Raw genomic sequence first — 15080 nt, 5'->3', positions numbered from 1 at the left:
GAATCGTCTATAGTGCGCGGGTAACTGACTCTGCAATCGCTTTTGCGGTCATACTCGGTACATTACCAACAACCGAAACATCAAAATTACCGCCATTATGCACATATACTGTCGTTGCACCAGAAGTGAGTGCTCCACTTAAACGCTTACCTGGTAATGGGCGCTGAATAAATACAGAAACCTCAACAAAACCATCAGAGAACAAATAATAATCAGTTAACTCGTTATTTAAATCGAGCTTATGTCTGTCTGATTTTAGCAACTCAAAGCCATCTGGTAACCAGCTAATTTTCCAATTAGTGGCAGTACTATCTTCATTTATAAGTGCATCGTTTGGCAAAGGCGTTGGAAAGTTTCGATTGAGCACTTCAACTAGCATACCGGCTGGCTGCTCTGTCACACTAATATGTGTAAGCTGTAACTGCTCTAAGGCTTCACCTTCATGGTTAACGTACGCGGCTTTTAGCAACAACGACGATTCCATATCCAGCCAAATCCAATAATTATATTTATACTCGTCTTTAGATTCAATGCGAACAAGTTGCGCTGCGCGCCCTGCAATACGCCCTTTACCGCCTAGTACAAAATCATAGTGCGCACTTAAGCGATCTATATCTTTAAAAAGTACTTCAGGGATTGGACCTGCTATTGAATCTGTTTTTAGAGAATATGGTTCAGACTGAGGTTCAAAATAAGTAACTTGATTATCGATACGGACCATTTCAAGTCCAGCACCGTTAAGTAAACTTAAATGCTCAAGTTCGGTGTCACCTTGTAAAGCATGCACCCATCGGTAAGGTTCCATTGTTTTACCTTTGACAACCACAAACGAAGCGTCAAAATTACGGGTGTGAACGGCATTAGCCATTTTGAGTAATAAATCTTTGGCAGGATTTGTGTCGTTGGCAAATGCATTAAAGCTTACTACCAACGACAGAACAAAAGTGATTACTTTCATTTAATTAGTTTTTTTCCTCAGACGCTTTGGTATTAGTTTGCGCTGTTTCTAAAGAATTCGCAACTCGTGCTTGGCGTTGATGCTCAAGAACTAACGCACCAATACGCTGTTGCTGTAGTTCACGTAAACCTTGCTCAGCATTTTCAAGCGCAGGCTCAGACGAATAACTTACTGGCGAGGCCATACCTGCTAGCGGTGTGGTTTGCAGTAATGGAATTTCACTTTGCTGCTCATTGTTACTTTGAGGAAGCGTATTAACGCCCACAATAGCAAACATCGCTACACTTGCTGCAATAGCTAATTGGGCAACTGGTTTGCGCCAATTAAAAGCGACTACTTTATTATCTTGTACTGTTTCAGTGATTGCTTGAGGCTGTGTTTTTGACTGACTAAAGTCAGCATAAACAGGCTCGCTTTCTAGTGCTAATGCAACGCGATCGCTAATATCAATATGTATGTCGTTATTATTTTTTTGAGCACGCATCGCATCACCAATTAACGCATAACGGCCAAACGTAGTTACATCTTGCTCAGCAATTTTTGCATCAGTTAGATGTTGCTCGCCATCAAGTAATGCCGATAACGCTTCGTTATCTAACTTGTTAAGGTGTGCTTTTGTCATACTAAGACTCGCCTATTAATGGGTTTAATTTGTTATCTATTGCTTCACGGGCACGAAATATACGCGAACGCACAGTCCCGACTGGGCAATCCATTACCACTGCTATTTCTTCATAGCTCATCCCTTCTATTTCTCTAAGGGTGATTGCGGTTTTAAGATCTTCAGGCAAACTATCAATCGTATTAAAAATAACAGCGCGTACTTCTTCGCTTAAAAGTAGGTTTTCAGGAGATGCATTCGATCGCATTGAATCAGCACAATCATAAAACTCGGCATCTTCAGCGTCTATATCATTTGCTGGCGGCTTACGCCCCTGGGCTACTAAGTAATTTTTAGCACAATTAACGGCAATACGGTATAACCACGTGTAAAAGGCGCTGTCACCTCTAAAGTTAGGAAGTGCACGGTAAGCTTTAATAAAAGCTTCTTGTGCTACATCAGCAATATCGCCTTGGTTAGATACATAACGTGAGATCAAACCTGCAATTTTGTTTTGATACTTCTTTACTAATAGGTTGAAGGCGTTTTTATCTCCTTGCTGGACCCTTTTTACTAGCACTAAATCTAATTCCTGCTCGCTCATTCGAGCCGGTACTCCTATGTCTGATTTTTGCTTGTTATTCATATTGTCGTCATTGTTCACAAATACTCTGACCTCTTTATGAATAAAAAGTTCTGCTTAATATTATTTTTTTATAAAATAGATGATAATAACGGCGCTAAGCCTTTAAAATCACTACGTAGTAGTATGACAAATATGATACAACTACAGATATTAAAAACAAATATTGCTCTATATGAGCATTGTAACCGCAAAGTACCTCTGACATGAACCAAAATAAACATCACATTGCAGATGTCGCTATTATAGGTAGCGGCGCAGCAGGCTTATCACTTGCATTATCTCTAGCTAATTATTGTAACGTTACCGTGATCAGTAAAGGAGCGCTTACCGAAGGTTCTACTTTGTATGCCCAAGGCGGTATAGCTGCTGTATTTGATAAACAAAACGACAGCATAGAATCTCATGTTGAAGATACACTCGATGCAGGCGGCGGTTTATGCGATAGAGACGCTGTTCATTATACCGCCAGCAATGCCCACGATTGCCTACAGTGGTTAATCGACCAAGGCGTACCCTTTGATATGGAGTTTGATAGCAAAGGAAAAGAGCGTTTTCATTTAACACGTGAAGGTGGTCACAGCCATCGCCGTATATTGCATGCAGCCGATGCAACAGGCAAAGCGGTGCAAACAACACTTATCAGCCAAGTTAAAATTCATAAAAATATAACGCTTTTAGAGCAATACAACGCCATTGATTTAATCACAGATAAAAGCGCCGGAAAAACAGGCTCACACATTGAAGGCATGTATGTGTGGAACAAAAAAGCTAAAAAGGTAGAAACCATTTCAGCTAAATTTGTTGCTCTTGCAACCGGTGGTGCAAGTAAAGTGTATTTATATACATCCAATCCAGACGTATCAAGTGGTGATGGTATTGCAATGGCTTGGCGTGCAGGTTGTAAAGTTGCCAACATGGAATTTAATCAATTTCATCCAACAAGTCTTTATCATCCAGAGCTACAAAACTTTTTAATTACCGAAGCCATGCGCGGTGAAGGGGCTTATTTAAAGCGCCCTGATGGAACTCGGTTTATGAAAGACTTTGATAGCCGTGAAGAGCTTGCTCCACGCGATATAGTGGCACGCGCAATCGATTTTGAAATGAAGCGCTTAGGCGCTAACTGTGTTTATTTAGATATTAGCCACAAAGATAAAGACTTTATTATTGAGCACTTTCCTACTATTTACGCAAAATGCTTAAGTGTAGGCCTCGATATAACGAAAGAAGCAATCCCAGTTGTGCCTGCTGCGCATTACACCTGTGGTGGTGTAATGACTGACTTTAACGGCAAAACAGATCTCGATAACTTATATGCTGTAGGTGAAGTTGCTTACACAGGCTTACATGGTGCAAACCGTATGGCAAGTAATTCACTATTAGAGTGCATTGTATTTGCCCACGCTGCAGCTAAAGATATTTTAAGTAAAATTGAACATGCACCAGAGCCGATGGCGCTTCCTCATTGGGATGAGAGCCGTGTTAGTAACTCAGATGAAGAAATTGTTATTACCCATAACTGGCATGAACTACGTTTATTTATGTGGGATTATGTAGGTATTGTACGCTCTACTAAACGCTTAGAACGAGCACTGCATAGAGTTGAGTTGCTACAGCAAGAAATACACGATTACTATGCAAACTTTAGAGTTAGTAACAACTTGCTTGAGCTTCGTAATTTAGTGCAAGTATCAGAGCTAATTATTAGAAGTGCTATGGAGCGAAAAGAAAGCAGAGGCTTGCATTACACTATTGATTACCCTGAACAAAGTGAGAATCCAACGCCGACTATTTTGACTCCAAAACGCAATTAATTGCGCCGACAGTGGCACGTTTTAGACGCGCATAACTTTGCTCATTAACGCCATTGGCTGAAATTATAAGCCAATGGTTGTTACTAAAACCTTTAATATGAAGCCATATATTATTACCATAAAATCGGCTTTTGTTACTTATTTCACCCTGAATTTTTAAGCTCTCGCCCTCAAATCTAAATAACTTTGGTTCTAATATTATAATTCCCTCATTTGGGTGAATTGCTAATACTTTGCGCCACATTATCAAGCCAGCTAGTGCATTTATTATTAAACAAAAAAGCATAGATAATAGTAAATCTAAAAATAAACATAATATAAAACTGAGCATACAAAAAAAGACCACAATTGGTTTGTGGTCAGCTTTATTATTTGTAACCGTAAACCTATACACGAACTCGGTCTAAGATCAGCGAAACCATACCGTTTAACTGCTCGTCTTTACATTCTTCATGACCCATAAACCATGCAAATAAGTCAGGGTCTTCTTCTGTTAGCAAACGCTGAAAGATAGCCTGTTGCTCTGCGCTCAAAGAGTCGTATGCTTCTTCTACAAACGGCATAAACAAAACATCTAGCTCTAACATGCCACGACGACAAGCCCAACGAATACGTGCTTTACTATGAATTTCAACCATTTTAAACCTCATACTTAATTGACTCGAGTTTAACAAACACAAGCCTATTTAGCAGCTATTAATCTCTCATTAAATAATAAACCCGCACCAATAAGCGCTTGTCTGTACCATACGTAACAACTGCGTTATTATGTCACTTCATTTATATTGCAAAGAAGGTTTTTATGTCGAGCGTTTATGCATGTCCGTTATCTCATCAACTTATTAGCCTCTGCGGTGCTGATAAATTATCTTATTTGCACGGACAAATCACTCAAGATCTAAATAAATTAACCAGCAGTAATTATTTGTGGGCTGGCCATTGCAGCGCCAAAGGTAAACTTTGGGGTGTATTTAAATTATTTTCTTACCAAGATAGCTACTACCTTGCGGGTAGCCAAGCTGAAGTTGAAAAATCATTAGCTGAACTTAAAAAATACGCTGTATTTGCAAAAGTTGATATTACTGAATGCTCAAAGCGTTTAATTGGTTTAATTGGTGATGATTTATCTGATGTACTGGCACAACTTGATATTAGCTTTGAAGGCGATGCAAGCGCGTGTGATTTTACGAATGGTAAAGCGCTAAAATTAGCTGATAACCGTGTTTTAATAATGGTTGATAACCAATTTAGCATGCCTGATAACGTATCCACACTTGATAACGAAGCCCCTTGGCAACAAGCAGCGATGCTTGCCGGTGAGCCTCAGCTAAGTGCAGATGCAATTGGCGAGTACGTTCCTCAAATGGTAAACCTACATGCTATTGGCGGTATAAGTTTCAAAAAAGGGTGTTATACAGGTCAAGAAACCGTAGCCCGTATGAAGTACCTTGGTAAAAATAAACGTGCAATGTATATCGTTTCAGGGCAAAGCGAAGGGATTCTTTCAGAGCCTGATTTAGAAACCCAATTAGGCGAAAATTGGCGCCGTGCAGGTAAACTTATTGCACAAAGCTTTGATGAGCAAACAAATAAATTAACAGGCCTCGTTGTGTTGCCAAACGATACTGATGTAACTCAGGTACTTCGTGCAAAACACACACCTCAGGTGGAGCTAAGCATTCTGCCTCTACCCTACTCTCTTGAAGATGAATAAATAGGAATGACTATGATCGTTGCGGCAAACAAAGTGGTAAAAATGCATTATTCAGTAATGGATAATGATGGCAATAGCATTGATAACTCGTTCGGTGGAGAGCCACTACACTTTATCATTGGCACAGGCTATTTAATTTCAGGCCTAGAAAATGCTTTGCTGGGCAAGCAACCAGGCGACACGCTTAGCGTAAAGGTTGAACCTGAAGAAGGTTACGGCGAGCGCCACGAAAACCTAATGCAAGCAGTACCTAAATCAATGTTTGAAGGTATGGAAATTGAAGTTGGCATGCAATTTCGTGCATCAACAGATGATGGTGACCAATCAGTAATGATCATCGATATCCAAGATGAAGAAGTGATTGTAGATGGTAATAACCCACTTGCAGGTATTACACTTAACTTTGATGTAGAAATACTAGAAGTACGTGATGCTACAGAAGATGAATTAACTCACGGCCACGTACATGGCGAAGGTGGGTGTGGCCACGACCACTAATGCACTGCTAAACAAATAAAAAAAGCGCCTAAGGCGCTTTTTTTATATCATATTGTTACGCTTAACCGTTTCAGCTTTTGGCTTACTAGGCAGCGCGATTGATACGTTTTTTTCTTTTAAAGCAGCTAGTAAACCTTTTTGATCGTTTGTACCAACTCTATACAAGGTGCCATCTTTGAGCGTTAACTGTATTGCACTAAAGCCAGATACTGTATACACCCAACCATCATGAGTAATTCGCATACCAATACCGTGCCTGTAAGAGTTTTGAACTGATTTTGCTTCTGCTACTTCGCTAAGCTCAATACTTTGCCCAGCAACGCCTGGACCAAACGCCCAGCTAATATTTTTATCATCTACTTTTACTGTTAAGCCATGAAACAAAAAGCCCACCAGCACTAAAATCCCAGTAAATATTATTAAAGGTCCATCAGCGCCTAACAAGTTCCACGCAAGCGCCACAAAACCGCCAATCCACGCTAATACAAAAAAGATAAACACCGCATACTGTTTATGCTGATACATAATATTCTCTAAATTAAATAAATACTTAAAAGCTGTATACCAATGTAGCACTCAGCTCTGAGTCAAACTTGAGTTTATCATCTTCGGGTTTTGAATTATAACGATACATGTAGGTAAATTTGAGTGATACCGCGCCAATCACTTGGCTTATCAGTGCGGTTTCCGATTTTAAGCGAGAATTAAGACCTGAAAGCGACTGCTCTATACTCACATCTTGATTAAAACGAGTACGCTTAGAAACTAAACGTTCCCACTGCATTGCAACACGTACTAAATAACCGGTTTTATCAATTTCATCTTCGCTCACATCCGAATCTTCATCGGCGACTGAACGGTATAAACCAGGTCCTATATCAATATCTACTTTGTTTTTAGAGCCTTGATATACACGCGCACCATAGCCTGTCGCCACCGTGCTTTTAAAATCAAGTCCACTAAACTCATCTTCTTCGTAATCACCGTAAATAAAAAATGAGGAGTTTTTAACACCTACTTTATAGTTACCTTGCGCTGATACAAAAATACGATTAGCTGTAACATCAGTGCCACCGCTTTCATCGTTTTCATCACGCTTATAAAGAGAGTCTATTTTAAATTGGTTACGCCACTTTTCAAAATCTTGGTATAAATTACCTTTGAGCTTAAAACTGGTCGAATTGGTGTTACCTTTACTTAGAATAAAACCAAATTCAGTATCACCGTAAAGCATATCACCTTTGTGTAACTCATGAATTTCTTCATCAGAGAGCTTGCCATATTCATGAAAATCTTCAAATGGATCAACAGCCCAACTTGGGCAGCTAATTATTAAAAAAATTAAAAATAAATACTTACGCACAACACTCTCTCTGCACACAATTATAAAAATAAGCGGTATTGCTTATTCACTCTCTTTCCATAAAATATGACAAAACGGAGCATCTTTATCACGACTAATCAAAATTTTAGCAAACAAAACATCATCATTTTCAAATTCTAAACCAACTAGCACCTGAATAAAGTGCTCTGGCTCAATCTCAAGGGCAACAAAATCTTGCCACTGATCGTCTGGCTCGTCTTCTTCGATAAAGCCTAGGTCTTCTCTAAACTCATTAAAGTCTTCAACATCTTTATCACTCAAGTTATTTGGCGCTAGCTCTAAAAAAATATCATAAGCTTGGTGAGTAGCTTCTTCTACCGTATATAAACGTGGACCCGACATATGTGCTTAACCTTAAGCTTTTAAGTTGCGCTATATTATCAAATCTCATCATCATTTTGATAAAAAAAAGCGTAAAACACAGACTTTTTTGTAACTGAGTCATGCTTTATTCAGCATACAACTCAAACAATAAATAATAATTTAACTAACCCATTGAATATCAAGATTAATTTTTTAATTTAAGCTTAAAATAACAACGTAAAAAATTTTATTATCTCAAGTTCTAATTGTTTAGCTTTTTCTCATCTAAATCTAACCCTTTAAGACTACAGCTTTAGCAATAAATTCCATTTATTTAAAAAATACCGTCACTTTACTTAATTCTTATAACAACATAAGCTCAACTAACAGGTCAGAGGAGTGTGTAATGATAAAACTAGAAAAACAAAATGGCATTGCAACCGTCACGCTTAGCAGAGCAAAAAAACAAAACGCATTAAGCTTTGAAATGTTTGTAGAGCTAAACAAAGCCATCAAAAACATAAAAAGAGATCGCAGTATTCGTGCTGTAGTAATAAAAGGCGATGGCGAGCATTTTTGTGCAGGCCTTGATATATCAGCCGTAATGGCGGCACCATTGAATATTATAAAATTATTGCTTAAATGGTTACCTGGCAATCAAAACTTAGCGCAAAAAGTAGTATTAGGCTGGCAGTCACTGAGCGTGCCTGTTATTGCACAAATTGATGGCAACTGTTTAGGGGGTGGTTTACAAATAGCGCTGGGTGCCGATTACAGGATTGTTCATATTGATGCCAAGCTTGCCATTATGGAAGCGCGTTGGGGGTTGTGCCCCGATATGGGCGCAAATGTAATGATGAGCGGTTTAGTTAAGCGTGACCAAGCCCTTTGGCTTGCAAGCCACGCAAACCCAATCACAGCACAACAAGCAAATGAGCTAGGTTTAGTTACTCAGCTTACCGATGATACTCAACAAGCCACGCAAAACATGCTCAATACATTACTTGAGCGCTCACCCGATACGCTTGCTGCTATTAAACGTGTTACACAACTTAGCTATAAACCAAACCAACGAAAAATACTCGCTAAAGAAACCTTCAGCCAAATTCGCTTATTGCTAAACCCAAACACTAAAAAAGCAATTGCTAAAGCAAAAGGAAAAGTGGATATAACCTACGCAAATACAAAGCACTGGTAGACTATTGCACAATGCATAAAAGAGTTTGATTTGTTAAAGTTAAGCTCTTATCTTTTCTGTGAGCCACTTTGATGAAATATCTGCTCAGTAGCGCTATTATTTTACTATGTTTAGCCTGCGCTAAACTCATTATGCACTTTATTGGTGGAAGCTTTCCTGCGCCGTTACTCGCTATGGTTATTTTATTAGTTTTACTCTTATCGGGTATTGTAAAAGAGCAACATGTAAAACCATGCGCCTCCCCTATTTTAAATATTATGCCTATCTTTTTCATTCCAGCGGGTGTGGGATTTATTGAGCATCTCGGTCTTATAAAATCGCACTGGGCATTTTTAGCATCAGTTGTGGTGCTTGTCCCTATAACTACCTTATTGCTTGTTAGCAGTGTAATTGCGTACTTTAAGGGAAGAGAAAATAATGACTAATTTTACTTTTTCCGCTATTTCAGAGCTACAGCCTAATTTATGGTGGCTAAGTATTCCTTTTATTATTGTATTATTTTTAGCACTAAGGGCCGTAAACCAAAGTATAAAAAACAGCGTATTTAAATCGCTCACCAACCCCGTATTTTTAAGTATTAGTATTATCGCTTTACTACTCGTTAATCTAAATTTGCCTTATACGCAATTTGCCACGCACAGCAAATTACTAAGCTGGTTATTAGAGCCCGCAATTGTGGCTCTAGCGCTTCCTTTATATCAGCAGTTTACACACGTACGAAAAAATCTATTACTCATAGTCGCAACATGTAGCTTAGGCATTGTTAACGCAACCGTTGTGGCATTTTTGCTAAGCATATTATTTAACGCACCTGCACAGCTAAGTGCATCTGTTGCCGCACTCAGTGTGACGACCCCAATATCTTTAATTGTTACTGACTCGTTAGGAGGGATTAGCTCACTTGCTGCGGCTTTAGTTATTTTTATTGGTTTACTAGGCGCTTTATTTGGTTTTATGCTTTTTAAACTCATTAATATTTTTAATCACGAATCTCAAGGCGTTGCCATGGGCACAGCTTGCCATGCAATTGGGACCGCTGCTGCTATTGCTGAGCATCCAAAAGTAGGCGCTTACTCATCAGTTGCAATGGCACTAAGTGCTTTATTAACAGCGATTATAGTGCCGCTGTTATATCCATTTTTAGTCAACATTTTGCTATAGTTGGAAAAATACAACATAGCCCTAACTTAGAGCGCTTTATGATCAGTTCTGAAATCGAACAGTTTGAAAAATATTACACCATGCTTACTGAGTATATGGTTACCTACAGTATGCAAATTGTTGGCGCTATTTTTATCGTCCTCATTGGTTTGTGGATAGCACAAAAGCTTGCCAAATTTGTAGCCGCGTTAATGACCCGTCATAACGTTGATATTACGCTCACAAACTTTGTCAGTAGCGTGGTAAAAGTACTGCTAATTGTAATGGTTATAATTATTGCACTTGGCAAAATAGGTATTAGCGTTACGCCATTTGTAGCAGCCATTGGTGCTGCATCTTTAGGTGCTGGTTTAGCGCTACAAGGAATGCTTTCTAATTATGGTGCAGGCCTTGCCATTATAGCCACTCGACCTTTTGTTGTTGGTGATACTATTGAAGTTAAAAATGTAAGCGGCCAAGTTAAAACAATTGAGCTTGGCTACACTATTTTAATCAATGAAGAAAAAGTAGAAATCACCATTCCAAATAAGCACATAGTGGGTGAAATACTTCATAACTCATTTAGTTACTCATTGGTCAAAGGTGAAATAGACATAGCCTATAGTGCTTGCTCTGATAACGCGATTAGCCTCATTGAAGACGTACTTAAAGCACATGAATTAGTCGCACAAAATCCGTTATCACAAGTGGGTATTGAACGCTTCGCCGATAGCGGTGTTACAATAAGCTACCGATACTGGGTGCCTACTACTAAAATTATCGAAACCAAACTGGCTATTAACGGTGGTGTTTATAAAGCAATTAATAACGCTGATATTGAAATTCCATTCCCTCAACGCGTCATTACAATTAACAAAGCCGACCTAGAAAGCTAATTTATTTTTATTTTGAGCTTGCATATCTGCAAGCTCATCCTTTACTCCCCCCTCTGCTCAGAATAAACTCAAATAGTTGTGTTATAGATTTATTTGCCATATAAATAGTGTTAATAAATATCAATACGCACTTAATTTTAATAATAAAAAAACAATAATGAGTAATGATGATGCGCAACCCCTTCTACCTAGGCGATTGGCAAGTAACACCTTCAACTAACTCAATTCAACTCACTGGTAAAGCTAAACAGTTAGAGCCCAAAGCGATGGAAGTTTTATTGCATTTGTGTCAACAAAATGGCGACATTGTAAGCAGCGACGAATTGCTCAATAAATGCTGGAAAAATACTGATATTGGCGATAATCCATTACATAAAACTATCACTCAGCTAAGAAAAGCGCTCGGTGATAAAGCCAATGAACCACATTATATTGAAACTATCCGTAAACGTGGCTACCGCATTATTGCAAAATTATCTTTTCCGTTAGCAGATCCTATCCCAAGCACTAAAAGTACATGGCAGGGAGGATCCCCTTTCTTAGGCCTGCGTGCATATAACCCAAATGATACCCACGTTTTTTTTGGCCGTACCCAACCTATAGCTACCCTGCTGGAAAGGATATCTAGCCAGGTAAATTACGGTCGTGCTTTTTGCTTAATACTTGGCCCTAGTGGTACAGGTAAATCCTCGCTTGTTAATGCTGGAATTTTACCAAGACTGCTAGATGAGCGAGGCTATAATGGCATCGGGGTTATTTCCTACACCCAGATCGACTTTGCAGATGTGCATAAAAATAGACTTTTTTTAGATTTAGCTTCTGCATTACTTGATTGGGATATAAACGCCCAGCCTGTGTTTGAAGGATTAAGCGCGCAAACACTTGCAGAGCAACTAGAATTGGCAATAGATGGCGTAATTAACGCCATACAAGCTGCACTTAGTAAAGCCTCTACACAACTTAAAACACCCCAGTTATTTTTATTTATTGACCGCTTAGAAGTACTGCTTTCTTCTCCTATATTTAGTAGCGAAACACGCAGCCATTTTTTATCGGTTATTGAACGCTTAGCAATCTCTAAAGCTGTGATTGTATTTAGTGCGTGTCGTAACGACTTTTACCCTTTAGTGGTTGAACAACCAAGTTTAATGGCAGGCAAAGCTCATGGCGCGCACTACGATTTAACACCGCCAAACCGCCAAGAACTCCAACAAATTATTCGCCTGCCAGCGTTAACCGCTAATTTAACGTTCTCCAATGACCCACAAACTCAAACACCACTGGATGAAATATTGTGCGCCGATACCGCCAATAACCCCGATGCATTGCCCATGCTGCAATACACATTGCAAGAGCTGTACTTACAGCGCAGTGATAATAACGAGCTACTGTACAGTGTTTACAAAAAACTCGGGGGTATTGAGGGCGCCATAGGCAAAAAAGCAGAAGATATATTTATTGACCTTAGTAATGAGCAACAGCAGCAACTAAAAAGCGTATTATCACAACTGATCACTTTAAACCCAGATGGTAAAACCATTACGAGCCGCGCTGCCCGCTGGCAAACATTAACAAACACAAGCCAAAAAGAGCTTGTGCAAGCCATGGTCGATAGCCGTTTATTTGTATCGCATTTACAAAACCAAGAAGCCTGTTTTAGCCTTGCTCACGAGGCATTATTGCGTCAATGGCCGCGCGCAAAACAATGGATTAATGACCATAAAGATGCCTTAGCAATAAAAAGTCGTTTACAACATCAAGCACAAAATTGGGTAGATGAAGGTAAAAGTAGTGCTTACCTCCTAGCGCCAGGTAAACCGCTACAAGAAGCGCACCTATTACTTAACGACAAACTGTTTAAATTAGATGATAACGAGCATGCTCTTATCAAAAGCTCTGTAAAAAAAACAAAAACAAAAATAAGAGCAAAACGAGTGACCGTTACTTTATTGTGCTTACTTACATTTACCGCGTTATTAATGAGCTTCACTAGTTTTAAAGCCCAACAACATGCGCAAAAAAAACAGCTTGAGGCCGAAAGCTTACTGGGGTTTATGGTCGGCGACTTTGCCGATAAATTACGTAGCGTTGAACGTATGGACTTACTTGATGGTATTAGTAATAAAGCACTTGAGTATTTTACTGATCAAACTGACGATTCAAGTTCACTTTTTAGCTTTAGCGATAATAAAGCACAATTTAACAACCGTTTTCAGTACGCACAAACCCTCGAAGCAATGGGTGAAGTAGCTTATTCGCGAGGTAAAACCGATGAAGCCTTTACCGCCTTTGAAAACGCCCGCACCCGCCTTGAGGCATTATTACAAATACAGCCTGACAACTTAGAGCTACTAACGCTTGCAGGCGCCAATGCCTTTTGGCTTGGTCAATTAGCTTATGATCAAAATGATCATCAAGTTACTGAGCAAATGTTTAAAAAATACCACGCTTACAGTAAAAAAATGTATGCGCTGGCAGCCAATGATTTTAACTCCATTATGGAATTATCGTATTCATCTAATTCTTTAGGTTCTTTATACATAAAAAAATCCAACTACAGCGCTGCAAAAAAGAACTTTGCAGAGTCACTTTTACTTAAAAATAAAGCGCTTAAACTGAAACCTAATAACAAAGATTTACTTCGAGATAAATCCGATACGATTAGTTGGCTTGCAAAAACAGAAGAGAAGCTAAGTAACTTTAATGAAGCAGTTAATATATTGGAAGGTGCAGTTGGCGTAATCACAAAATTGATTGCTGACTACCCTCGTGATGCAAGCCTTTTTTACACGTCAGCAAACCTATATATGCAACAAAGTTATTTACTGAGCTATTTGAGTGATAAACGGATGGCCCATAAAAAAGCCAGCTTGGCTAATCAAGTTATCAATGAAGCTTTAGTACAAGATCCAAAAAACAATAAATTTCAGCTTATGTATTATCGCTCTTTAGCACATTCACTAATGCTATCTACTGATGAAGCTACTGGCTCAACAATTGAAAAAATAATTAATTTTTTAAAATCTCAAAATTTTAAAAATACCAGCACTATTAATACACAAATTACACTGATTCAATATTTTATAAATAGACAATCACCACTCAAAGCGCAGGAGTTATTAACTGAGCTTGAGAATAATGAAAACTACAAACATCAATTAGCCAGCCTAACTAAAACTGGTGATTACTTAGTATATACAAGAATAAACTTAATCCAAGCAAACTTAGCTACAACTAATAAACAGCGAGAGCAATTTTGTTTAAGTGCTATCAAAGCAATTTCTGAAGCTGCAAAAATAAGTCAGAGCGTAAAAATAACATACCCACTAGTACAAGCTTATACCTGTTTAAACAGAGAAGACGAGATATCAGAAATAAAAACAAGCCTAGGTAAATTAGGCATTACGAACTTCCAACTATAATTACTCATAAAGGAAATGATATGAATAACACCCTAGAAAATGTCGACTTTCAAGTAAATATTAAACTTAACAACGGTGAAGCTATTTTTAGCTATACAAAAAATGGCGAACCCGCTACTGGCGGTGGTGTTGTAAGAACTGAAACCGCTGGCAACTACAATTTAGACGACGCCACAATTCAAAATGGTTTCGTATTTACTGGCGCTACTATCACCGATATCGACACACAAAAACCATGCGCCCAAGACTTCAGCTATAAAGTAAGTGACAACAGCCACACAATTATCATTACCGACACAGATGAAAATAATGGCTCTGTATGCTTAATCTTTAACGTTGAGTGTAATGGCAATAAATATGAAAGCGCTGATCCTCAAGTTAAGAATGAAAAAGAACTCTAATTAGTAATACTTATTTTTAAATTGCACAGGCATATTAATTGCGGTGCAATTTATTTAAAAGCGCCCCTTAAATAAACATAAATAACAACAACTTAAATCAGAAGG

17 protein-coding genes are annotated in these 15080 nt (G+C 38.6%); 9 read left to right on the top strand and 8 right to left on the bottom strand.

Translation table 11 applies throughout. The features are described from left to right. Nucleotides 1-7: 7 nt before the first annotated feature. The 3 genes from H5122_RS07485 to rpoE are packed head-to-tail and all read right to left on the bottom strand — an operon-like array spanning nt 8 to nt 2163. Complete coding sequence (locus H5122_RS07485) at nt 8-958, bottom strand: MucB/RseB C-terminal domain-containing protein (protein WP_002958719.1); 951 nt, start codon at nt 956-958, stop codon at nt 8-10. A gap of 4 nt (nt 959-962) precedes the next feature. Further along, on the bottom strand, nt 963-1580 hold the full coding sequence (locus H5122_RS07480; RefSeq protein ID WP_002958720.1) for a sigma-E factor negative regulatory protein: 618 nt from the start codon (nt 1578-1580) through the stop codon (nt 963-965). Nucleotide 1581: 1 nt separating this feature from the next. Then, complete coding sequence (gene rpoE, locus H5122_RS07475) at nt 1582-2163, bottom strand: RNA polymerase sigma factor RpoE (RefSeq protein WP_002958721.1); 582 nt, start codon at nt 2161-2163, stop codon at nt 1582-1584. Between the two features lie 245 nt (nt 2164-2408). Here rpoE and nadB point away from each other — a divergent pair, with 245 nt between their 5' ends. Next, nucleotides 2409-4019 (top strand): L-aspartate oxidase, encoded by a 1611-nt coding sequence (gene nadB, locus H5122_RS07470; protein ID WP_002958722.1) that lies wholly within the window; start codon nt 2409-2411, stop codon nt 4017-4019. Here nadB and H5122_RS20205 read toward each other — a convergent pair. After that, nucleotides 3994-4350 carry a hypothetical protein gene (locus H5122_RS20205; RefSeq protein ID WP_259395753.1) on the bottom strand — a complete coding sequence of 119 codons (357 nt, stop codon included), beginning with the start codon at nt 4348-4350 and terminating at the stop codon, nt 3994-3996. The two genes, nadB and H5122_RS20205, sit on opposite strands and share 26 nt — an antisense overlap. 55 nt (nt 4351-4405) lie before the next feature. Further along, nucleotides 4406-4657: a succinate dehydrogenase assembly factor 2 gene (locus tag H5122_RS07465; protein ID WP_002958724.1), complete on the bottom strand. Its 252-nt coding sequence runs from the start codon at nt 4655-4657 to the stop codon at nt 4406-4408. A 164-nt stretch (nt 4658-4821) separates the two neighbouring features. Here H5122_RS07465 and H5122_RS07460 point away from each other — a divergent pair, with 164 nt between their 5' ends. Beyond that, nucleotides 4822-5733 (top strand): folate-binding protein YgfZ, encoded by a 912-nt coding sequence (locus H5122_RS07460; protein WP_002958725.1) that lies wholly within the window; start codon nt 4822-4824, stop codon nt 5731-5733. Between the two features lie 12 nt (nt 5734-5745). Continuing rightward, nucleotides 5746-6231: a peptidylprolyl isomerase gene (locus tag H5122_RS07455; protein ID WP_002958726.1), complete on the top strand. Its 486-nt coding sequence runs from the start codon at nt 5746-5748 to the stop codon at nt 6229-6231. 42 nt (nt 6232-6273) lie between these two features. Here the strand turns inward: H5122_RS07455 and H5122_RS07450 are convergent, their stop codons facing one another. From H5122_RS07450 to H5122_RS07440, 3 genes are read right to left on the bottom strand one after another with little or no spacing between them, the layout of a single operon-like run. Beyond that, nucleotides 6274-6756, bottom strand: a complete 483-nt coding sequence (locus tag H5122_RS07450; protein ID WP_182681815.1) for a hypothetical protein — start codon at nt 6754-6756, stop codon at nt 6274-6276. 25 nt (nt 6757-6781) lie between these two features. Then, nucleotides 6782-7594, bottom strand: coding sequence for a DUF481 domain-containing protein (locus H5122_RS07445; RefSeq protein WP_024597159.1), 813 nt, complete (start codon nt 7592-7594; stop codon nt 6782-6784). Nucleotides 7595-7636: 42 nt separating this feature from the next. Then, entirely contained in the window at nt 7637-7957 is a 321-nt protein-coding gene (locus H5122_RS07440; RefSeq protein ID WP_002958729.1) for an HI1450 family dsDNA-mimic protein, read from the bottom strand. A gap of 367 nt (nt 7958-8324) precedes the next feature. On the opposite strand from H5122_RS07440, the gene H5122_RS07435 reads away from it, so the two are divergent. The 6 genes from H5122_RS07435 (at nt 8325) to H5122_RS07410 (ending at nt 14975) form a co-directional block, all read left to right on the top strand. After that, nucleotides 8325-9116, top strand: coding sequence for a crotonase/enoyl-CoA hydratase family protein (locus H5122_RS07435; protein WP_182673364.1), 792 nt, complete (start codon nt 8325-8327; stop codon nt 9114-9116). Between the two features lie 71 nt (nt 9117-9187). Beyond that, nucleotides 9188-9541 carry a CidA/LrgA family protein gene (locus H5122_RS07430; protein ID WP_010553207.1) on the top strand — a complete coding sequence of 118 codons (354 nt, stop codon included), beginning with the start codon at nt 9188-9190 and terminating at the stop codon, nt 9539-9541. Further along, complete coding sequence (locus H5122_RS07425) at nt 9534-10277, top strand: LrgB family protein (protein WP_169059746.1); 744 nt, start codon at nt 9534-9536, stop codon at nt 10275-10277. Before H5122_RS07430 ends, H5122_RS07425 begins: the two co-directional genes overlap by 8 nt. A gap of 38 nt (nt 10278-10315) precedes the next feature. Further along, a complete protein-coding gene (locus H5122_RS07420; RefSeq protein WP_002958733.1) occupies nt 10316-11152 on the top strand; it encodes a mechanosensitive ion channel family protein in 837 nt (278 codons plus the stop codon). Nucleotides 11153-11319: 167 nt separating this feature from the next. Next, entirely contained in the window at nt 11320-14574 is a 3255-nt protein-coding gene (locus H5122_RS07415) for a winged helix-turn-helix domain-containing protein (protein WP_182681827.1), read from the top strand. A 20-nt stretch (nt 14575-14594) separates the two neighbouring features. Next, nucleotides 14595-14975: a DP-EP family protein gene (locus H5122_RS07410; RefSeq protein ID WP_182681814.1), complete on the top strand. Its 381-nt coding sequence runs from the start codon at nt 14595-14597 to the stop codon at nt 14973-14975. The last annotated feature ends 105 nt before the right edge of the window (nt 14976-15080 follow it).

Source organism: Pseudoalteromonas sp. SG43-8, assembly GCF_014164245.1.
Classification (GTDB): Bacteria; Pseudomonadota; Gammaproteobacteria; order Enterobacterales; family Alteromonadaceae; genus Pseudoalteromonas; species Pseudoalteromonas distincta.
The sequence above is the reverse complement of the archived record's forward strand: the minus strand, read 5'-3'. Positions and strand labels throughout refer to the sequence as shown.